The 20348-nt window shown below is 56.5% G+C and carries 19 protein-coding genes; 8 read left to right on the forward strand and 11 right to left on the reverse strand.

Annotated elements, in window-relative coordinates; translation table 11 throughout:
* The first annotated feature begins 163 nt into the window (after positions 1 to 163).
* The 3 genes from AC2TE5_RS14990 to AC2TE5_RS15000 all read left to right on the forward strand — a co-directional run bounded on the left by AC2TE5_RS14990 (position 164) and on the right by AC2TE5_RS15000 (position 4366).
* Positions 164 to 1171: a LacI family DNA-binding transcriptional regulator gene (locus AC2TE5_RS14990; protein ID WP_484611922.1), complete on the forward strand. Its 1008-nt coding sequence runs from the start codon at positions 164 to 166 to the stop codon at positions 1169 to 1171.
* 333 nt (positions 1172 to 1504) lie between these two features.
* Complete coding sequence (locus AC2TE5_RS14995; RefSeq protein WP_014884533.1) at positions 1505 to 2881, forward strand: diaminobutyrate--2-oxoglutarate transaminase; 1377 nt, start codon at positions 1505 to 1507, stop codon at positions 2879 to 2881.
* An 18-nt stretch (positions 2882 to 2899) separates the two neighbouring features.
* Positions 2900 to 4366 carry a pyridoxal phosphate-dependent decarboxylase family protein gene (locus tag AC2TE5_RS15000; RefSeq protein WP_213328213.1) on the forward strand — a complete coding sequence of 489 codons (1467 nt, stop codon included), beginning with the start codon at positions 2900 to 2902 and terminating at the stop codon, positions 4364 to 4366.
* 35 nt (positions 4367 to 4401) lie between these two features.
* Here AC2TE5_RS15000 and AC2TE5_RS15005 read toward each other — a convergent pair whose 3' ends face one another.
* From AC2TE5_RS15005 to AC2TE5_RS15020, 4 genes are all read right to left on the reverse strand, one after another.
* The gene (locus AC2TE5_RS15005) at positions 4402 to 4917 is read right to left on the reverse strand and encodes a protein disulfide oxidoreductase (protein ID WP_484611923.1); all 516 of its coding nucleotides are present in this window, start codon (positions 4915 to 4917) and stop codon (positions 4402 to 4404) included.
* A gap of 76 nt (positions 4918 to 4993) precedes the next feature.
* Positions 4994 to 7174 (reverse strand): polysaccharide biosynthesis tyrosine autokinase, encoded by a 2181-nt coding sequence (locus tag AC2TE5_RS15010; protein WP_484611924.1) that lies wholly within the window; start codon positions 7172 to 7174, stop codon positions 4994 to 4996.
* A complete protein-coding gene (locus AC2TE5_RS15015; protein ID WP_233469846.1) occupies positions 7174 to 7623 on the reverse strand; it encodes an arsenate reductase/protein-tyrosine-phosphatase family protein in 450 nt (149 codons plus the stop codon). Before AC2TE5_RS15015 ends, AC2TE5_RS15010 begins: the two co-directional genes overlap by 1 nt.
* Positions 7623 to 8762, reverse strand: coding sequence for a polysaccharide export protein (locus AC2TE5_RS15020; RefSeq protein ID WP_213328209.1), 1140 nt, complete (start codon positions 8760 to 8762; stop codon positions 7623 to 7625). The genes AC2TE5_RS15015 and AC2TE5_RS15020 overlap by 1 nt, the downstream gene beginning before the upstream one ends.
* A gap of 487 nt (positions 8763 to 9249) precedes the next feature.
* Between AC2TE5_RS15020 and AC2TE5_RS15025 the strand changes: the two genes are divergently transcribed.
* The gene (locus tag AC2TE5_RS15025; protein WP_059311473.1) at positions 9250 to 9582 is read left to right on the forward strand and encodes an RcnB family protein; all 333 of its coding nucleotides are present in this window, start codon (positions 9250 to 9252) and stop codon (positions 9580 to 9582) included.
* Positions 9557 to 10012, forward strand: coding sequence for a GNAT family N-acetyltransferase (locus AC2TE5_RS15030; RefSeq protein ID WP_228057686.1), 456 nt, complete (start codon positions 9557 to 9559; stop codon positions 10010 to 10012). The genes AC2TE5_RS15025 and AC2TE5_RS15030 overlap by 26 nt, the downstream gene beginning before the upstream one ends.
* Before the next feature lie 92 nt (positions 10013 to 10104).
* On the opposite strand, the gene apbC is transcribed toward AC2TE5_RS15030, so the two are convergent.
* Entirely contained in the window at positions 10105 to 11214 is a 1110-nt protein-coding gene (gene apbC / locus AC2TE5_RS15035; RefSeq protein ID WP_484611925.1) for an iron-sulfur cluster carrier protein ApbC, read from the reverse strand.
* A 137-nt stretch (positions 11215 to 11351) separates the two neighbouring features.
* Between apbC and metG the strand changes: the two genes are divergently transcribed.
* On the forward strand, positions 11352 to 13385 hold the full coding sequence (gene metG / locus AC2TE5_RS15040) for a methionine--tRNA ligase (protein ID WP_484611926.1): 2034 nt from the start codon (positions 11352 to 11354) through the stop codon (positions 13383 to 13385).
* A 107-nt stretch (positions 13386 to 13492) separates the two neighbouring features.
* Here the strand turns inward: metG and AC2TE5_RS15045 are convergent, their stop codons facing one another.
* The 3 genes from AC2TE5_RS15045 to AC2TE5_RS15055 are packed head-to-tail and all read right to left on the reverse strand — an operon-like array spanning position 13493 to position 16409.
* Entirely contained in the window at positions 13493 to 13963 is a 471-nt protein-coding gene (locus AC2TE5_RS15045) for a YehS family protein (protein WP_213328206.1), read from the reverse strand.
* Positions 13964 to 14010: 47 nt separating this feature from the next.
* Positions 14011 to 14730 (reverse strand): two-component system response regulator BtsR, encoded by a 720-nt coding sequence (gene btsR / locus AC2TE5_RS15050; protein WP_023312443.1) that lies wholly within the window; start codon positions 14728 to 14730, stop codon positions 14011 to 14013.
* On the reverse strand, positions 14724 to 16409 hold the full coding sequence (locus tag AC2TE5_RS15055; protein ID WP_063143803.1) for a sensor histidine kinase: 1686 nt from the start codon (positions 16407 to 16409) through the stop codon (positions 14724 to 14726). The genes btsR and AC2TE5_RS15055 overlap by 7 nt, the downstream gene beginning before the upstream one ends.
* 217 nt (positions 16410 to 16626) lie before the next feature.
* Between AC2TE5_RS15055 and mlrA the strand changes: the two genes are divergently transcribed.
* Positions 16627 to 17367, forward strand: coding sequence for an HTH-type transcriptional regulator MlrA (mlrA, locus tag AC2TE5_RS15060; RefSeq protein WP_484613348.1), 741 nt, complete (start codon positions 16627 to 16629; stop codon positions 17365 to 17367).
* A gap of 69 nt (positions 17368 to 17436) precedes the next feature.
* Complete coding sequence (locus AC2TE5_RS15065) at positions 17437 to 17550, forward strand: protein YohO (RefSeq protein WP_008500895.1); 114 nt, start codon at positions 17437 to 17439, stop codon at positions 17548 to 17550.
* On the opposite strand, the gene AC2TE5_RS15070 is transcribed toward AC2TE5_RS15065, so the two are convergent.
* From AC2TE5_RS15070 to AC2TE5_RS15080, 3 genes are read right to left on the reverse strand one after another with little or no spacing between them, the layout of a single operon-like run.
* Positions 17525 to 18262 (reverse strand): ABC transporter permease, encoded by a 738-nt coding sequence (locus AC2TE5_RS15070; RefSeq protein ID WP_213328204.1) that lies wholly within the window; start codon positions 18260 to 18262, stop codon positions 17525 to 17527. The genes AC2TE5_RS15065 and AC2TE5_RS15070 overlap by 26 nt on opposite strands.
* Positions 18246 to 19196 carry an ABC transporter ATP-binding protein gene (locus tag AC2TE5_RS15075; protein WP_213328203.1) on the reverse strand — a complete coding sequence of 317 codons (951 nt, stop codon included), beginning with the start codon at positions 19194 to 19196 and terminating at the stop codon, positions 18246 to 18248. Before AC2TE5_RS15075 ends, AC2TE5_RS15070 begins: the two co-directional genes overlap by 17 nt.
* Positions 19189 to 20346: an ABC transporter permease gene (locus AC2TE5_RS15080; RefSeq protein ID WP_484611927.1), complete on the reverse strand. Its 1158-nt coding sequence runs from the start codon at positions 20344 to 20346 to the stop codon at positions 19189 to 19191. Before AC2TE5_RS15080 ends, AC2TE5_RS15075 begins: the two co-directional genes overlap by 8 nt.
* Positions 20347 to 20348: the final 2 nt, after the last annotated feature.

Raw genomic sequence — 20348 nt, forward strand, 5'->3', positions numbered from 1 at the left:
TAAGATGTTAATCACGAAAGTTAACGTTAACATTGAGGAAATGAGATCGCGATCAAAAATTCATCACTGAGGTCAGCATGACCTAACCAGGGCATCAGCCTTCCTTTTACATCAGCGACTTAGTTGTATACCCTCTCACACAGAGCATTAACGGAGTAATAAAATGGCTTCCCTGAAGGACGTCGCAAAGCTGGCTAACGTATCGCTGATGACGGTTTCCCGCGCGCTTAACAGCCCGGAGCGCCTTAAGCCGGAAACGCTGGCGCGCGTTCAGCTGGCTATCGAGCAGACCAGCTACGTTCCTGACCTGTCCGCCAAGAAAATACGCGGCGCGCACGCCTCGCCGAAAACCATAGGCGTACTGGCACTCGATACGGTGACGACACCTTTCTCGGTGGACATCACGCTGTCTATTGAAGAGACGGCCAGAATGCACGGCTGGAACAGCTTCGTGATGAATATGTTTACCGATGACAACCCGGACGCCATTGTCGACCTTCTCCTCTCTCATCGGCCTGACGGGATTATCTACACCACCATGGGGTTACGTCAGGTTCCTCTTCCGGCCAAACTCCTCACCCTTCCCTGCGTGCTGGCCAACTGCGAAAGTGACGGCGAAAAGGTCGCCAGCTATATTCCTGATGATGAACAGGGGCAGTATACCGCCGTGCGGGCGTTGCTCGCACAGGGTTATCGACGGCCTCTCTGCCTGCATTTACCTGCGGGACATTTGGCCACAACCCGACGCCGTCAGGGGCTGGAACGCGCATGCCGTGAAGCGGGGCTCGACCCACAAAGCCTGGCGCATAGCTATATGGCGTTAGGGGACGAGCACTATCGTGATATCCCGTCAGTGCTGCTGGCGCACATGCAGAATGGCATTCCGGGGTTCGACTCCGTTATCTGCGGCAACGACCGTATCGCGTTTATGGTCTACCAGACGCTGCTGGCGCAAGGGCTTCGCATACCGGAAGACGTCGCGGTAATCGGCTATGACAATATGGTGGGTATCGGGGAGTTGTTCCTGCCTCCTCTCACTACGGTTCAACTGCCACACTATGAAATTGGCCGCCTGAGCGCCTTGCATATTATTAACGGCGAAGAGCATAAGAACACCACGCGCGTTGAAAGTCCTTTTTTAATGCGTGATTCCGTTGTGCATGCATCATGAGCACCGCTTTTTGCGCATGACGCAGGAATAGAGACAGCCAGCCTCCTTTTTTGCTATTCGATGGCACGTTTTGTCACACTCTTTTCTGCGACTTTACACGCCGGACAAACAGCCTGTAACAGGCTGTTTTTATTTGGCATAAAATGCAATTTTCATTTTAAAAATGGGGATGTTTTCTCCCCGCAGCCCCGTGTCACAAAACAGTAAACAAATTAACCATTGAGCCCCGTGGCAAAAGGCTCTATATTGGCGGCGTTTTTTTCAGGCCCCCATCTGTTTTTTAACTTTTTATTCAATCGTGGCTCATAACGAAGCGGCGGTTGTAGGAGTGATATGATGACGGATAAAGTCCGTATTGACACCGTAGATGCCCACAAAAGCAACGAAACCTATCTGGCCCGTCAGGCCGAGTTTGAATCTAACGTCAGGAGTTATCCGCGCAAACTGCCTTTAGCAATTACTAAAGCAGAAGGCGTGTGGATCACCGATGCAGACAATAAAGAATACCTTGACTGTTTAGCAGGCGCGGGGACCCTTGCGCTTGGCCATAACCATCCTGATGTGCTGAAAAGCATCCAAAATGTCATTACCAGCGGCTTGCCGTTACATACCCTGGATCTGACTACGCCTCTGAAAGACGCGTTTTCTGAATACCTGCTCTCTCTGCTGCCTGGTCAGGGCAAAGAGTACTGCCTGCAGTTCACCGGTCCATCCGGTGCGGACGCCGTTGAAGCGGCGCTGAAGCTGGCGAAAAAAGTGACCGGTCGTAGCGGTATCATCAGCTTCTCTGGTGGTTACCACGGTATGACCCACGGCGCGCTGTCCGTGACCGGCAACCTGTCTCCGAAAGAAGCGGTTGACGGTATGATGCCAGAAGTACAGTTCATGCCTTACCCGCACGAGTACCGTTGCCCGCTGGGTATCGGTGGTGAAGCGGGCGTGAAAGCGCTGACTTACTACTTCGATAACCTGATCAACGACGTTGAAAGCGGCGTGCGTAAACCTGCTGCGGTGATTCTGGAAGCCGTTCAGGGCGAAGGCGGCGTGAACCCGGCTCCGGCTGAGTGGCTGCAGCGCATCCGTAAAGTAACTCAGGAACACGGCATTCTGCTGATCCTCGACGAAGTTCAGGCTGGCTTTGCCCGTACCGGTAAATTCTTCGCCTTCGAACACGCTGGCATTGAGCCAGACATCATCGTGATGTCTAAAGCAGTGGGTGGCGGTCTGCCGCTGGCCGTGCTCGGTATCAAAAAGCAGTTCGATGCATGGGCGCCAGGTCACCACACCGGTACCTTCCGCGGCAACCAGCTGGCGATGGCAACCGGTCTGACAACGCTGAAAATCCTGAAAGACCAGAACATCGCAGGCAAAGTGGCTGCACAGGGCGAATGGCTGAAAGGCCAGCTGAAAGAGATGGCGAAACGCTATCCGGTGATCGGCCACGTGCGCGGTCTGGGCATGATGATCGGTATTGAGATCGTTAAGCCACACGAAGCCGCTGACCACATGGGCTGCTTCCCGGGCGACGGCGAGCTGTCTGCACTGATTCAGAAGAAGTGCTTCGAAGCCGGTCTGATTCTGGAGCGCGGTGGCCGTAACGGTATCGTTCTGCGTCTGCTGCCGTCTCTGCTGATCAGCGACGAAGAGCTGAAAATCTTCCTGGATAAATTTGAGCAGGCACTGCTTGCTGCGGGCGTTCGCCCGGCGTAACCGGAGTTATTGATTACGATGTCTGATTCAAACCCAATTTTGTTCTCCTCTGCGCAGAGCATTGAAGCTTACCAGCAGGCGATTGAACAAAGCACTCAGGCTGTGATGCAGTGGCTGAAACAGCCTGAGATGTACCAGGGCAAAACGGTCGCGGAACTGCGCGACCGTATTAAGCTGGATTTCAACCCAAAGGGGCTGGGCAACGAAGCGGCGATTGAACGCGCCGTGGAGTTCTTCCTGAAAGACAGCTTGTCCGTTCATCACCCGCAGTGTGTGGCGCACCTGCACTGCCCAAGCCTGGTGGTAAGCCAGGCGGCGGAAGTGCTGATCAACGCCACTAACCAGAGTATGGACTCCTGGGATCAAAGCCCGTCCGCAACCATTATCGAGATCAAACTGATCGAGTGGCTGCGTACCCGCGTGGGTTATCAGGCCGGCGACGCAGGTGTCTTCACCAGCGGCGGCACCCAGAGCAACCTGATGGGCCTGATGCTGGCTCGCGATGCGTTCTTCGCGCGTCAGGGTCACTCCGTTCAGCAGGACGGTCTGGTGGGCGATCTGCGCAAAATTCGCGTGCTGTGCTCCGAAAACGCGCACTTCTCCGTGCAGAAAAACATGGCGCTGATGGGTCTGGGCTACCAGTCCGTGGTGCAGGTGAAAACGGACGAATTCTCCCGCATGGATCTGACCGATCTGGCGGCGAAAATTGAACAGTGCAATGCGAACGGCGAGCAGATTCTGGCGATCGTCGCGACGGCAGGTACCACCGATGCCGGTGCTATCGACCCGCTGCGTGCGATTGCAGAACTGGCCGCGAAGCAGAACATCTGGGTACACGTTGATGCGGCCTGGGGCGGCGCGCTGCTGATGTCTGAGCAGTATCGTCACTACCTGGACGGCATCGAGCTGGTGGATTCCGTCACCCTGGACTTCCACAAGCAGTTCTTCCAGACCATCAGCTGCGGCGCGTTCCTGCTGAAAGAAGCGCGTCACTATGAGCTGATGCGCTATCAGGCGGCCTACCTGAACTCTGAGTTCGACGAAGAAGCGGGCGTGCCTAACCTGGTGTCCAAATCTCTGCAGACCACCCGTCGTTTCGACGCGCTGAAGCTGTGGATGAGCCTGGAAGCGCTGGGTCAGGAGCAATACGCGGCGATCATCGATTGCGGCGTAACGCTGGCGCAGCAGGTTGCGGCCTACGTGAAAGAGCAGCCAGCTCTGGAACTGGTTATGCAGCCACAGCTGGCGAGCGTTCTGTTCCGCTTCCGCGGACAGGTGAAGACGGATGACGCGGGCATCGCCCTGTTGAACCAGAAAATTGGTGATGCGCTGCTGGAATCCGGCCGTGCGAACGTCGGTGTGACCGAGCATAACGGCGTCACCTGCCTGAAGCTGACGCTGCTGAACCCAACCGTGACGCTGGAAGATATTAAAATCCTGCTGTCTCTGGTTGAGCGCACCGCGCAGGAAGTTCTGGCTAAGTAATACAACACCCCTCTTCCGCCGGGAGAGGGGTTATTTTAAAGCCCAGCCCACCACATCCTGGTTTTTAATCCCCAGTAGCTCGTCCAGCCCGTCGTGGTACTTACCACATTGCCCTTCGACACAATCACCAGCGTCGGCGTGACGCTCACCTGCCACAGCTGCGATAACGCACCGTTTTCATCATTTATCACCGGCATTTTCAGCTGTTTCTTTTCAACCCAGCGCGCAAGCTTTGCGTTATCACCTGAACGCATGGCAATACTCAACACGTTCCCGCCCTCTTCTGCCAGCTGATTAACGAAAGGCGTCGTGTAACGGCATATGCTGCACCAGGTGGCCCAGACGTAAATCAGCAGCGGACGCTCCTGGCTGAGCGCCGCGATATCGTGAATGTTGCCGTCGATGCTCTGCATCGGTGTTGCACTAAAGCTGGCGGGGAGTGTCGGTTTACGATACCGATCAACACCCCACACCACGGCCAGCGTCAGCAGAACGAGTATGATCCCTTCCCGCGCCCAGCGGCGCAGTCGACTGATTTTGCGGTTATCCATTGTGACCTCATGTTTCAACGAAGGTCATCTTAACGGGCAATACGCCATCACGCTGTAAAGAAGTGTCGCGCCACGTTTACTCCTGGGTATAGCCGTAGTCGTAATGGCTATATCCCGAGTTGTAATAGAGCGCTGCCGATTTCACGATATCATTGAGGATCGCGCCATTCACCCGCACACCCATTTGCTGCAGACGCTTCAGGCAGTGCTCGATCTCCTTGACGCTGGTTTTACCAAACCTGGCAACCAGCAGCGTGGTAGCCGCTGCTCTGGCTATCAGCAAGGCATCCGTCACGGCAAGCACAGGCGGGGTGTCGACAATCACGATGTCATAATGGTTGTCTATCTGCGACACCATAGTCTGGAAGCGTTCGCTCATCAGCAGCTCAACGGGATGCGAAGGTTGGGGTCCGCAGGTCAATACATCAAAACCGCCTTTCTCAACGCGTTGAATTGCCTCCTGCCACTCAACGGCGCCTCCAAGCACGCTGGATAGTCCACGATGATTGCTCAGTTTGAAAACGTTATGGACATATCCCTTGCGCATATCCGCATCAATAAACAGCACTCGCTGTCCGGCCTGAGCGGCAATCGACGCCAGTGACGTACTGACCAGCGTCTTTCCGCAGTCCTGCGTGGGGCCAGACACCACGACGATCCGGTTTGAGGCATCCATCATGGTAAAATGCAGGCTGGTGCGCAGCCCGCGCACCGCCTCGACAAACATATCTGCCGGACGGTCAACGGGCAGAAAAGGGATGTTCGACGTCCTGTGCTTCCAGTGGGAAGCAAACAGGTTTCTCCTGCGCAGGTGCGTTTTTTTCCAGAGCCACACCGAGCGCGGGAGCGTCGCCAGAAGCGGTATCCCCTGCACTTCCAGCTGTTCAGACGAGGTAATGCCTCGCTTAAAGGCTGAGCGCACTAAAACCGTTCCGGCAGAGAGCATCAAGCCCATCAGCATACCCAGCACGATAATGAGCGCTTTGCGCGGCTTGATTGGGGCCGGCTGCGTCACGGCCGGATCGATAATCCGCACGTTGCCGATAGCGCTGGAGCGCGAGATACTCAGCTCTTGCTGACGCGTCAGCAGCTGCAGGTATATGGTACGCCCGGATTCAACGTCACGACTCAGGCGTAAGATTTCCTGCTGCGTGGAAGGCATGGATGAGACGCGGCTATTCAGACGCGCGCGCTCACGCTCAAGCGTTTGTTTCTTCTCCCGCAAAGCGCGGTAGGTGGGATGGTCCTTTTTGAAAAGCTGGGAAACCTCTGCTTCGCGAAACGTCAGCTCGTTAAGCTGGTTTTCCACGTTAACCACCTGATCGAGAACCGACTTTGCCTCCAGAGACAAGTCGACAGAATCACGCTGCTCTCTGTAGGCATTCAGTCGCGCTTCGGCTTCATCCAGCTCCCGGCTGATCTTAGGTAATTGATCCTGTAAGAACGTGAGGCTGCGCGAGTCTTTCGCTTCCTGGCGCGCAATATTCTGACTGAGAAAATTTTCAGCAATCGTATTGAGCACCGTGGCGATCTTGCCGGGGTCTTCACCCGTTAACGTTAATGCGATCATACCGCTCTGTTTCGCCGACTCTACAACCGTGAGCCTGTTCTGAATGGCGTTGATCGCGTCAAGCCTTGTGACGGTTTCGAGGGTAAACTGGGTGCCGGGTTCCGCGCCGAGGGATGTCACCAGAAGCGATATGCCGTCTTTAGCCAGGGTTTTCCCCACAACGCCTTCTGCCTCAAGCATTTTCCCCTCAAGGCGATACCGCCCCTGCTCCTGTACGGTGAGTAAAAGCGTTTGTGGCTTCCCTTCCAGAAGAGGAATAGTCAGCGCGCCAATCGTTATTTTGTCTGATTTACGTCCCTGCACCTGTTCCCAAAAAGACCCGATGACAGGCAACACGCGCCGCTTAACGCTGTACGTCAGCCCTAACCGATCGACGGTTTCTCCCAGGATCATTCGTGATTTAAGGAGTAAAAGTTCTGGCGCGACGTCGGGCGAGAGATCGGACCCGAACGCGGTCAGGTTCTTGAGCAGCGAGTTATTCTGCTTCGCTTCAACCTGTACCAGGGCATCAGCCTGATAAACTGGCGTGGTGCTGAACGCGTAGATCCCCGCACATACCGTAAGCAGGAGCGTGACGCACGCGATCGTCACGCGGTTATCAAACATCTCAGCAAGCAGCTGAAGAAGATCGATCTCATTATTCTGCGACGTTGCAGCACTATATTTTTCTGATTTTGAAGACGACATTACTGCTTCATTCCTTGTTGACTCAAACGACGAGCCCATTCCTGACTGGCTTTTCCTAATTGCTCGAAAACATATTCATAGGCTTCACGACTTTTGTGATACGGGTCGGGAATGTCCCTGGTTTCCAGCCATTGTCCAAAGAGCAGCGATTTTCCCCGGTTCTCCGGGGCCATTGTGGCTATGAACCGGAGGTGTTCCGGCTCCATCACCAGAATCAAATCGGATTTTTGCAACAGGCTGCGCGTCACCTTGCGCGCAACATGCCCCTCCAGCGAAACGCCATGACGCCGGGCCACAGCCTGCGCAGTCGCATCTGCCGGATGCCCTTCAAGCCCCAAAATCCCTGCCGAGGTCACCTGCTTGCCGGGTAATTGCTGACGCAACAGCCGCTCACCTATCGGTGAACGGCAAATATTGCCGGTGCAGACCACTAAGATTGACTGGAACATTACTGCGGCCACGATCTGATGTAACGAACGGTTTCGGTCAGGTCATGAACGCCGCTGATGGTAGGCACCAGTTGGGTGATCACGCGATTCCAGCGTGATAACGGTGCGGTGGTAACGTAGACAATGTCATACGGTTCCAGCTGGAATTCCGTACCCAGCACCATGGCTGACGCATCTTCCGCATTCAGCTGATAGATGTTGGCAATTTTGCCCGTGTCGCCTTTTTTCGCTACCTGCCGAATAACAAAAATACCGGTTGCATCGGCCATATTTTGGTTAAGCCCCCCGGCATTCCCCAGGGCTTCGGCCAGCGTCATGCCGCTACGATCCATCTTAAGCGTGCTCTGCTTAACCACCTCGCCCATCACGAACACCTTCAGCGCGTCGTTGCGTGGAATAAACAGGATATCGCCAGGATAAAGCAGCTTATTTTGAGTCAAATCGCCATGCTGCATCAGCGCATAGAGCGAAAGACGCGAGTCCTGGCCATCATGCGTGAGCACGACGTTACGCCAGTCGGCATCAGCAGAAAGACCGCCTGCGGCGTTGACCGCATCCATCACCGTCAGCGGAATATTGGTTATGGGTTGTTGGCCCGATTTTTCGACCTCTCCGGTGACGTAGGCTTTTTGCGAACGGAAGGCGGCAATGCTGACGTCCACCTGCGGGCTCTCAATGACCTTATCCAGTCGAGTTGTAATCTCTTCACGTACCTGTGAAACTGTTTTTCCCGCCACCCGCAGCTTACCGACGTAGGGATAAAAGAGCGTACCATCGGCGTTGACCCAGTTGCCGGCGTCGCTCGCACTTCGATATTGCCCTGCGGGCGTCGTTAATTCCGGGTGATCCCAGACGGTGACCGTCAGGATGTCGCCTGTGCCAATGCGGTATTCCCAGTTTTTGATCTGCTCATCCAGATTAGGATTTGCCTGAGATTTCGATACGGCCGGACGCAGTTTTTCAATCAATCCCGGCGTCAGAGGAAAAATTTCCACGCGCTTATCAAGCTGATAATTGGCGTCTTCCGCAGCAATGACTTTTTTCCCGGATACACTCAAGTTCTGCCCGGGGGAAAATACACACCCTGTTAATTGACTAACAGTAAGAAATAACAGCGAAAATGCAGTTGTAGCTTTCATTATATAAATATTTCTTTTTAACGTTGCGTTTATCGTCAAGCTTGCAAAGAGACTTTAGCTAAGATTATGAAATTTAATTGTTTATTCTTATGCAATATGAAATTCTGGCATTGTAAAACGTGACCGAACCGCTCTCTAAAAAACAAAAGCAATACTCAAACCTGTAAAAAAAAACGGAAGTAAGCCCGCTTCATCCGAAGACAATATTAAATCTTCTTCAGTGGGAAAGCATTCGCATAGCAGTCCAATTTTGACGCGAAAAGTTATTTTCAGAATTAATTAATGAAATAATAAATATTAACAATATAAAGCGCAGACAATATTCATCGCAATGATGAGCATCCTTCAATTCGACTACACAAAACCGTCCACTTTTGTTACATTTTTTTTCAAACATACCCTGCGTTGATACTTAAAATGGACCGTCTGCTCCGCTTTGCACAACCCGCAGACGAAAAGTATCTGAAACGATATCACTGGAGAAAAAATGGCTAAGCGTAAATTGCTGCTTCTGGGTGTATTACTGTCTCTGGCGGGATCCGCATTCGCTGCCCCGCAAACGGCCGCTGCGCCATCTGGCATCAAGGCCTATGAAGAACAAGAGTTCATCGCTGACTTTACGAAATTCAAGATTGGCGACACGGCACCGGCGCAGTATCAAACGCCGGAGTACACCATCAAACAGTACCAGCTGCGTAACCTGCCGGCTCCGGATGCCGGAACCCACTGGACCTACATGGGTGAGAACTACGTGCTGATTGGCGATACTGATGGCAAGATCTACAAAGCCTACAATGGAGATATTTTCTATCACCGCTAACGCAATCCTGATTCGCCCCTGGCAGGAAAGTGACCGCCCTTTCCTGCGCACGCTCTACCTCCACGCCCGGCGTGAAGCCTGGCCATGGCTGGAGAGTGCAGACTGGCAGCTGGAAGACTTTGACGCGGCAACCCGTGACGAAGTGATTTGGGTTGCTGTTCAGAACGGGCATCGCCTGGGTTTTGCCTCCGTCTGGACGAACGATAATTTCCTGCACAACCTGTTTGTTGACCCGCAGTATCAAAGTCTCGGGGTCGGGAAGTTGCTCCTGGAGCAGGTTCAGAAGACGTTTACCAGTACGGGTTCGCTTAAGTGTCTGGTGAAGAATGCGCGGGCTATTGCGTTTTACCAGCGACACGGCTGGCACATTGAGGCGACGGGTAATTCTCCGGACGGAGAGTACTATCTGATGCATTATCGGCTTGGGTAAAGTCAGGTGGCGCTTCGCTTACCTGACCTACAAAACCGTATTTCGTAGGCCGGGTAAGGCGAAGCCGCCACCCGGCACTAAGCGAAGAGAAATTACACCGCGCGGAACGCGATTTCCCCTGGGATGATTTCGCCCTGCCAGTAGAGCTGCGCCGCGACGCGTCCCGCCAGCTGGCGATACATTCCTGCAAATTCACTGTCCGGACGGCTGACCACCGTCGGCTTTCCGCTGTCCAGATCTTCACGCAGGGTAATGTGCAGCGGCATCTGTCCCAGCAGCTGGGTATGATACTTCGCGGCCAGTTTTTCTGCGCCACCGGTACCGAAGATAGGTTCGTGGTGACCGCAGTTGCTGCAGATGTGCATGCTCATGTTCTCGACAATACCGAGCACCGGCACTTCCACCTTCTCAAACATCACGATGCCTTTTTTGGCGTCGATAAGCGCGATATCCTGCGGCGTAGTCACAACAACCGCCCCCGTAACCGGAATGTTCTGCGCCAGCGTGAGCTGGATATCACCGGTGCCCGGCGGCATGTCCAGCACCAGATAATCCAGATCCGGCCACATCGTCTCCTGCAGCATCTGCAGCAGCGCCTTGCTGGCCATCGGACCGCGCCAGACCATGGCGTTATCGTCGGTCACCAGATAACCGATGGAGTTGGTTGCCAGACCGTGCGCCATGATTGGCGCCATGTGGGTGCCGTCCGGCGAGGTTGGGCGCTGGTTTTCCGCGCCCAGCATGTTCGGAATAGACGGGCCGTAGATATCCGCATCCAGAATACCGACCTTTGCCCCTTCCGCCGCCAGCGCCAGCGCCAGGTTAACGGCGGTAGAAGATTTCCCTACCCCGCCCTTGCCCGAACTGACGGCGATGATGTTTTTCACGCCGTTCACGCCAGGCTGGTTTTTCACGCGCTTCAGCGTGGCGATGCTGTGGCTCAGCTTCCAGTCAATGGCTTTTGCGCCAGTAATGCGCAGCAGCTCAGCGCTGGTCTGCTCTTTCAGCGCGTCAAAGGCGCTGGTCCAGACGAACGGCATCTGCAGCTCAATGTGCAGCGTGTCGTCCAGCCAGGCAACGTGGTGTAACGCTTTCAGCGTAGTGAGATTGTGCTTCAGGGTTGGATGCTGAAAGTTAGCCAGCGTCCCGGCGACCATTGCTCGTAAGGCTTCCGGTGATTTGGCCTGGGATTGAGAACTCATCCCGACTCCTTTGTTCTTGTGAATAAGACCTTAGATGAACAAGTTTACCTGAAAGGCCGTGGTTTGTGCTTACTTAATAATGCCCCTTTTGGTAATATCAAAAACCCTTTTCACAGTTAAAAGAAGTAATGCCTACTATGACTCAAGTCGCGAAGAAAATTCTGGTAACGTGCGCACTGCCGTACGCCAACGGCTCAATCCACCTCGGCCACATGCTGGAGCATATCCAGGCTGATGTCTGGGTCCGTTACCAGCGAATGCGCGGCCACGAGGTTAATTTCATCTGTGCGGACGATGCTCACGGCACGCCGATCATGCTGAAAGCGCAGCAGCTGGGGATTTCCCCGGAACAGATGATTGCCGAAATGAGTCAGGAGCATCAGACTGATTTTGCTGGCTTTGACATCAGCTATGACAACTATCACTCCACGCACAGCGACGAAAACCGCGAGCTGTCGGAGCTGATCTACACCCGTCTGAAAGAGAACGGTTTTATTAAAAACCGCACCATCTCTCAGCTGTACGATCCGGAAAAAGGCATGTTCCTGCCGGACCGTTTCGTCAAAGGCACCTGTCCGAAATGTAAATCCCCGGACCAGTACGGCGATAACTGCGAAGTGTGCGGCGCGACCTACAGCCCGACCGAGCTTATCGAGCCGAAATCCGTGGTTTCCGGCGCCACGCCTGTGATGCGTGATTCCGAGCACTTCTTCTTCGACCTGCCGTCCTTCAGCGAAATGCTGCAGGCGTGGACCCGCAGCGGCGCGCTGCAGGAGCAGGTGGCGAATAAAATGCAGGAGTGGTTCGAATCCGGGCTGCAGCAGTGGGATATCTCCCGTGATGCGCCGTACTTCGGCTTTGAAATCCCGAACGCGCCGGGCAAATACTTCTACGTCTGGCTGGACGCGCCAATCGGCTACATGGGCTCCTTCAAGAACCTGTGCGACAAGCGTGGCGACACCGTCAGCTTCGACGAATACTGGAAGAAAGATTCCACTGCCGAGCTGTATCACTTCATCGGTAAAGACATCGTTTACTTCCACAGCCTGTTCTGGCCGGCGATGCTGGAAGGCAGCAACTTCCGCAAGCCAACCAACCTGTTCGTACACGGCTACGTGACGGTGAACGGCGCGAAGATGTCCAAGTCCCGTGGGACGTTCATCAAAGCCAGCACCTGGCTGAACCACTTCGACGCGGACAGCCTGCGCTACTACTACACCGCGAAGCTCTCTTCCCGCATCGATGATATCGACCTGAACCTGGAAGATTTCGTGCAGCGCGTGAACGCGGACATCGTCAACAAGGTGGTGAACCTGGCGTCCCGCAACGCGGGCTTTATCGCCAAGCGTTTTGACGGCGTGATGGCGGCCGAACTGGCTGACCCGGCCCTGTACCAAACCTTTACCGACGCGGCGGCGACCATTGGCGAAGCCTGGGAAGCGCGCGAGTTCGGCAAAGCGGTACGTGAAATCATGGCCCTGGCTGACCTGGCGAACCGCTATGTCGACGAGCAGGCGCCGTGGGTGGTAGCGAAACAGGAAGGCCGCGATGCCGACCTGCAGGCCATCTGCTCCATGGGCATCAACCTGTTCCGCGTGCTGATGACCTACCTGAAGCCGGTTCTGCCGCAGCTCGCAGCCCGTGCTGAAGCGTTCCTGAACACTGAACTGACCTGGGATGCAATGGCTCAGCCGCTGCTCGGCCACAAGGTGAACACCTTCAAGGCGCTGTACAACCGCATCGAGATGAAGCAGATTGAAGCCCTGGTGGAAGCGTCTAAAGAAGAGGTGAAGGCGGCTGCGGCACCGGTCACCGGCCCGCTGGCGGACGATCCGATTCAGGAAACCATCACCTTTGACGATTTCGCCAAAGTCGACCTGCGCGTGGCGCTGATTGAAAACGCGGAGTTCGTGGAAGGTTCTGACAAGCTGCTGCGCCTGACGCTGGATCTGGGCGGCGAGAAGCGTAACGTCTTCTCCGGCATCCGCTCAGCGTATCCGGACCCGCAGGTGCTGATCGGTCGTCAGACCGTGATGGTGGCGAACCTGGCGCCGCGCAAAATGCGCTTCGGCATCTCCGAGGGGATGGTGATGGCCGCCGGCCCTGGCGGGAAAGATATCTTCCTGTTAAGCCCAGACGAAGGCGCGAAGCCGGGTCAGCAGGTGAAATAACGAAAAAGCCGGAGATTATCTCCGGCTTTTTTTATGGCATTTTGTTTTCTCCCTCTCCCCGTGGGAGAGGGTCGGGGTGAGGGCATCAGGCCGCACCCATTCCGCAATCACACTTTCGGGTGATGCACCCGGTGGGTCAGCCCGCGCAGGAAATTGCGCAGAAACTGGTCGCCGCACTCGCGGTAGTTTTTATGATCCGGCGCGCGCATCATGGCGGTCACTTCCGGCACGGATACGCGGTATTTTTGCTCCGTCATGATCGCCACAATATCGTCCGTTTTCAGCGAGAACGCGATGCGCAGCTTTTTCAGCACCGTGTTGTTGTTCACGCGACGCTCAAGCGCCAGCTCTGGCGCAGACTCATCTTTGCCGCGCTTATCGTAGATAAGGCCGTTCAGGAAGCCAGAAAGGATAATATCCGGGCAGCGAACAAACCCCTCTTCATCCTCTTTGGTCATCCAGGTATCGAAACCTGCAGACGTGGCTTCCATATCGGACAGCGCAAGAATGCGCACCATGTCGTTGTTGTTTGCTTTCAGGGTGTAGCGCAGGCTACGAAGAATGTCATTACTAATCATGAGTGCCTTTAACTGTCGATGTTGCAATGGCGCGCAGTGTACCAGTTTTACAGGCCAATCGCCTCTTTCAAACTCTTCAGATAGCGACGGCTGACGGGTACCGTTTGCCCGGCACGCAGCACCAGCTCGGCCTGGCCGTTATCTTCCAGGCGGATCTCCTTCAGGTGCGCCATGTTCACCAGATACTGGCGGTGGCAGCGGATCAGCGGCGTGCGGCTCTCCAGCGTGCGCAGGGTCAGCTCGGTAAACCCTTCGTTCCCTTCCGCGCTGGTGACAAACACCCCGCTCAGGCGGCTGCTGACAAACGCCACATCATCCATCTGCAGAAGGTAGATTCGGCTGTGTCCCGTGCAGGGGATAAACTTCAGCGGCTGCTGGTTTTCCGGCAGCAGCGTGACGTCCTGTACGGTTCGCTCCTGGCGTAAACGGGTGAGCGTTTTTTCCAGACGCTTCTCTTCAATCGGCTTGAGTAAATAGTCAAACGCGTGCTCCTCAAAGGCCTTAACGGCATATTCGTCGAACGCCGTCAGGAACACGATGTAGGGGCGATGCGCCGGGTCGAGCATGCCGACCATCTCCAGCCCGCTGATGCGGGGCATCTGAATATCCAGGAACAGCACGTCCGGGCGCAGTTTGTGCACAGCGCCGATGGCCTCAATCGCGTTCGCGCACTCCCCCACAATCTCAATATCAGGCTGCTCCTGCAGCAGAACGCGCAGGTTTTCCCGTGCCAGCGGCTCGTCATCCACAATCAGCACTCTTAACATGCGTTTTCCTCCAGCGGCAGTCGTACGGTAATACGGGTAAATCGGTCTGGCTCACAGGCGACGGTAATGCCACAGTCATCGCCAAAATGCGCGCGCAGGCGTTTATCCACCAGGCTCATCCCTAAACCGCCGGAGGCGGAAGGCTGGTAAAGCCCGGCATTATCTTCAATATCCAGCACCAGATGGTGGTTAAAACGGCTGGCGGCAATCGTTATCTCCCCTGTCCCCAGAAGCTGTGACGTGCCGTGTTTAATGGCGTTTTCGACAATAGGCTGCAGGGTAAAGGCAGGGAGATGCTGATACGCCAGCTCGTCCGGAACGGAGAGCGTCACCTGCAGGCGCGACTGGAAACGCGCCTGCTCAATCTGCAGATAGGCATTCACGTGCTCAATCTCGTCGGCGAGGGTCACGATCTCGGACGGCCGTTTCAGGTTCTTGCGGAAAAAGGTCGACAGAAACTGCACCAGCTGCGCGGCCTGATCGCTGTCGCGGCGGATCACCGCTTTGAGCGTGTTGAGGGCATTAAACAGGAAATGCGGGTTGACCTGGGCGTGCAGCAGCTTAATTTCGGACTGCGTCAGCAGCGCTTTCTGCCGTTCATACTGCCCGGCCAGAATTTGCGCGGACAGCAGCTGGGCTATCCCCTCTCCCAGCGTGCGGTTGATCGAGCTGAACAGACGGTTCTTTGCCTCATACAGCTTGATAGTCCCCATCACCCGCTGGTTTTCCCCGCGCAGCGGAATCACCAGCGTGGAGCCCAGCTTGCACTGCGGATGCAGCGAACAGCGGTAAGGCACTTCGTTACCGTCGGCATACACCACCTCACCGGTTTCAATGGCGCGCAGCGTGTAGGCTGAGGAGATCGGCTTACCCGGCAGATGGTGATCGTCCCCGGTGCCGGTAAAGGCCAGCAGCCGCTCGCGGTCGGTTATGGCCACCGCGCCGATATCCAGCTCCTTGTAGAGCACCTGCGCGACCTTCATGCTGTTCTCTTCGTTAAACCCCTGGCGCAGGATCCCTTCGGTTGAGGCGGCGACCTTCAGCGCCGTGGCGGAAAACGCCGAGGTGTACTTCTCAAACATGGCGCGCTTGTCGAGCAGAATACGCATAAACAGCGCCGCGCCCACGGTGTTGGTTACCATCATCGGGGCGGCAATACTGCTGACCAGGTGCAGCGCATCTTCAAACGGACGGGCAATGAGCAGAATGATCGCCATCTGCGCCATTTCGGCCACAAAGGTAATGGCACCGGCGGTGAGCGGGCTAAAGACTTTATCCGGGCGGCCGCGTTTGATCATGTAGCTGTGCACCAGCCCGCCGAGCAGCCCTTCTACGATCGTGGAGATCATACAGCTGAGCGCCGTCATCCCGCCCATGGAATAGCGATGCAGCCCCCCGGTTAAACCGACAAGGCCACCGACGACGGGACCGCCCAGCAGCCCGCCCATCACCGCGCCGATCGCGCGCGTATTGGCAATAGAGTCTTCGATATGGAGACCAAAATAGGTCCCCATGATGCAGAAAATAGAGAAGGTGACGTAGCAGAGCAGCTTATGCGGCAGACGTACGGTGACCTGCATCAGCGGGATAAACAGGCGCGTTTTGCTCATCAGCCAGGCAATGACAAGAAACACGCACATCTGCTGAAGCAACAGCAGCACCAGATTAAACTCGTACATACTCAAAACCGCACACGCTAAAAACGCGTAACATACACTGATGCGGGTTTACTTTCTTTGAAGCATCCCAAAAAAGCGCAAAATCGTGTCCGTTATCACACCTTTTTCTGAATATCGCGCATGCTTCGCATTGTTTGTTCAAAAATCAATCAATCCTTCCTGGTTCGCCAAAGTGAGTCTACAGTTAAGCTGGGGACGCGTAAGCCAGGGGGCGAATATGGCGCTTTACACAATAGGTGAAGTGGCACTCCTTTGTGATATCAATCCCGTTACCCTACGGGCGTGGCAGCGACGGTATGGATTACTCAAACCGCAGAGGACCGACGGTGGGCATCGCCTTTTCAATGAGGCCGACATCGACCGCATTCGCGAAATTAAAAGCTGGATCGACAACGGGGTGCAGGTCGGCAAGGTGAAGTCCCTGCTGAGCCACGACGATCCGGACACGCAACACCTCTGGCGCGAACAGCAGGAAACCCTGCTGCGACTCCTGCAGGCGGGCAACCTTCAGCGCCTGCGCGCATGGATAAAAGAGCAAGGCCGCGATTATCCGGCACAGACGCTGATCAACCATCTCTTCATTCCGCTCCGTCGACGCCTGCAGTGCCAGCATTCCACCCTGCAGGCGCTGCTCAGCATGCTCGACGGGGTGCTGATCAACTACATTGCCGTCTGCCTTGCCTCGGCGAAGAACAAGGCCGGAAAAGATGCGCTGGTGGTCGGCTGGAACGTGCACGATACCACCCGCCTGTGGCTGGAAGCGTGGATTGCGACCCAGAAGGGCTGGCGCGTGGACGTGCTGGCGCACTCGCTGGCGCAGCTTAAGCCCGAATTTTTCGACGGTCAGACCCTGCTGGTCTGGTGTGGCGAAGTGCCGTCCGCCACGCAGCAACAGCTGCTGACGGAATGGCGAGAGAATGGTTACCCGGTTTATTCCCTTGGCCCGGATGAGCCATAACGGCATTTAATGGTTCATTAACAGCTGCGCTTCACCGTATAATTGTTCCGTTAACAACAGGAGCACATGATGAAGGCAACCAAACTGGCCATTATTACCCTTTTTGTCCTGATGGCCGTGAGCGGTATCGGCGGCGTGATGCTGGCAGGATACTCGTTTATTGTTCGCGGCGGTGTCGGCTGAGGTACAGCGCCAGCCGCTCAAAAAGGCGATCGACGACGATTGCCGCCAGCGCGACCAGCACCGCCCCCTGCACAATGTAAGCCGTATTAAACCCGCTCAGGCCGATGATAATCGGCGTTCCCAGCGTATTGGCACCGACCGTAGACGCAATGGTCGCCGTCCCGATGTTAATAATCACCGACGTGCGGATCCCGGCAATGATAACCGGTGCCGCAAGCGGCAGTTCAACCTTGCGCAGCCGCTGGCCGCGACTCATCCCCATCCCTTCAGCCACGCTTAGCACCGATGCCGGTACCGCCGCGAGGCCCGCCAGCGTGCCCTGCAGAACCGGCAGTACGCCGTATAAAATCAACGCAATAATGGCGGGCTGCTGGCCAAAGCCCATCACCGGAACCGCTATCGCCAGCACCGCCACCGGGGGAAACGTCTGACCAATGGCCGCTATCGTCTCCACCAGCGGACGAAACTCCTTGCCCGCGGGCCGCGTGACCGCGATGCCTGCCCCTACCCCCAACACAACCGCAATGAAGCTTGAGAGCGCCACCAGCCAGAAATGCGCCAGGGCGAGATTAATAAAGCTCTCCTGCTGATAGACCGGCCGCGGCAGCCCGGGAAAAAGGGCGTTAAACAGCGCCGCGCTGTGGGGCATCAGAAACAGTAAGGCGACAAAGAGCGCTACCAGCCAGAGGAGCGGATCACGCAGTGCCTTCACGCGTCACCTCCCCGGCCAGCAGATCGCGAAAATGTAAGGTTCCGCACGGCGCCCCGCGTGAGTCCGAGACGGGCAAAACCTCGCACTGGCGCGCGACAAACGCGGAGAGAGCATCCCGCAGGCTCATCTGCGCCTGCAGCGGTTCGCCGCTCACCGGGATCTCCTCCCGACGCATATAGTCGCTGACCGTCCGCAGGGAGAGCAGCCTCACGCCCAGCTCGCTGCGGCCAAAAAACTCGCGCACAAAGTCGTTCTTCGGCCATGTTAATAGCTCAAGCGGCGAGCCCTGCTGCACCACTTCGCCATGATCCATCAGCACCAGATGGTCGGCCAGGCGCAGAGCTTCATCAATATCGTGCGTCACGAGAACGATCGTGCGTCCGAGAATGCGGTGAATGCGGGTCATCTCCGCCTGCAGCGCCCCGCGCGTGACCGGGTCCAGCGCGCCGAAGGGTTCATCCATCAGCAGCACCTGCGGGTTGGCCGCCAGCGCGCGCGCCACGCCCACGCGCTGCTGCTGGCCTCCGGATAACTGATGAGGATAGCGGTCGCGCAGCGCGGGCTCTAACCCCAGCAGAGACATCAGCTCATCCACCCGGTCAGCGATTTTTGCCCGCGACCATTTCTCCAGCTGCAGCACGGTGGCGATGTTCTGCGCCACCGTCCAGTGGGGAAACAAGCCGATAGACTGAATGGCATAGCCCATCCGACGGCGCAGCTCCAGCACCGGCAGGCTGCGGATCTCTTCTCCGGCAAAGCGGATCAGCCCGCTGTCATGCTCAACCAGCCGGTTGATCATCTTCAGGGTGGTAGATTTTCCCGACCCGGAGGTGCCAATCAGCACGGAAAACGCGCCCTCGGCAAAGTTCAGGTTCAGGTGGCTCGCCGCCGGACGGCCGGCAAAGGTCTTACTGACGTCATGAAATTCAATCATTGGCTCTTCTCCTGAGCAGCGCGAGCCATAAGGCAAACAGCGCGTCGACGACAACCGCCAGCGCAATCGTGGGAACCACGCCCAATAACACCAGATCGAGCGCACTGCTCAGCAGCCCCTGGAACACCAGCGCGCCAAAGCCGCCCGCGCCAATCAGCGCCGCAATCACCGCCATGCCGACGGTTTGTACCGCCACAACCCGCAGGCTGCGCAGCAGCAGGGGCAGCGCCAGCGGGAGCTGAATTTTCCAGAAACACTGCCGTGCGCTCATGCCCATCGCATGGGCGCTTTCCAGCACATCCGGCGCGACCTGGCCCAGGCCCGCGACCACGCCGCGTACCAGCGGCAGCAGCGCATACAGCACCAGCGCGATGAGGGCGGGCGTTAGCCCCGTTCCGGCTATGCCGAGCGTTCCCAGCGCCGGGAATGACTTCACCAGCCCGGCCAGCGGGGCAATCAGCAGGCCAAACAGCGCGACGGAAGGAATGGTCTGGATCACGTTGAGCACGGCAAAGATCCCACCCTGGCGTGAAGGATGGCGATAGCACCACATGCCGAGCGGTATCCCGATCAGCAGAGCCGGGATCAGCGTGCCAAAAAGGATCGTCAGGTGTTGCGCCAGGGCATCATCAAACACCTCCTGACGGTTGGCGTACTCTTTTAACAGCGAGAGATTGTTCAGCTCACCGCTGAACAGCAGGAACAGTGGAATACACCATATCTGCGCGTTGAGCACCCAGCGCCAGACGGCGCTGGAGATGAGTCGACGAATGGCATCGCTGCTGGCCAGCAGACACAGCGCCAGCCACAGCCAGAGGCCGCTGCCCACCGTGGTTCTCGCCAGCGGACTTTCCGCTGACGCCATATGCGTCGCCGCCTGCCCGGCCCCCCAGAACAGGGTGATAAACAGCCCTTCAGCGAGGAGCAGCGTCAGCCACTGCGCCGTGCGGCCTTGCCAGAACGATAGCGCAACCCACGCGCCCAGCGCCGCCGCCAGCCACCACGGCGTGAACGCCCACACTTCCCAGAGATAGCGCCCCTCCCCTGACATCAGGCGGTTTGGAGCAACATTCACAAACGGCAGCGCGACTGCCGCGATGGCCACGCAGGCCAGCAGCAGCAGTACGCGGTTATGACATTTTATTGGCACAG

It is taken from the genome of Enterobacter sp. N5-15 (genome assembly GCF_057221635.1).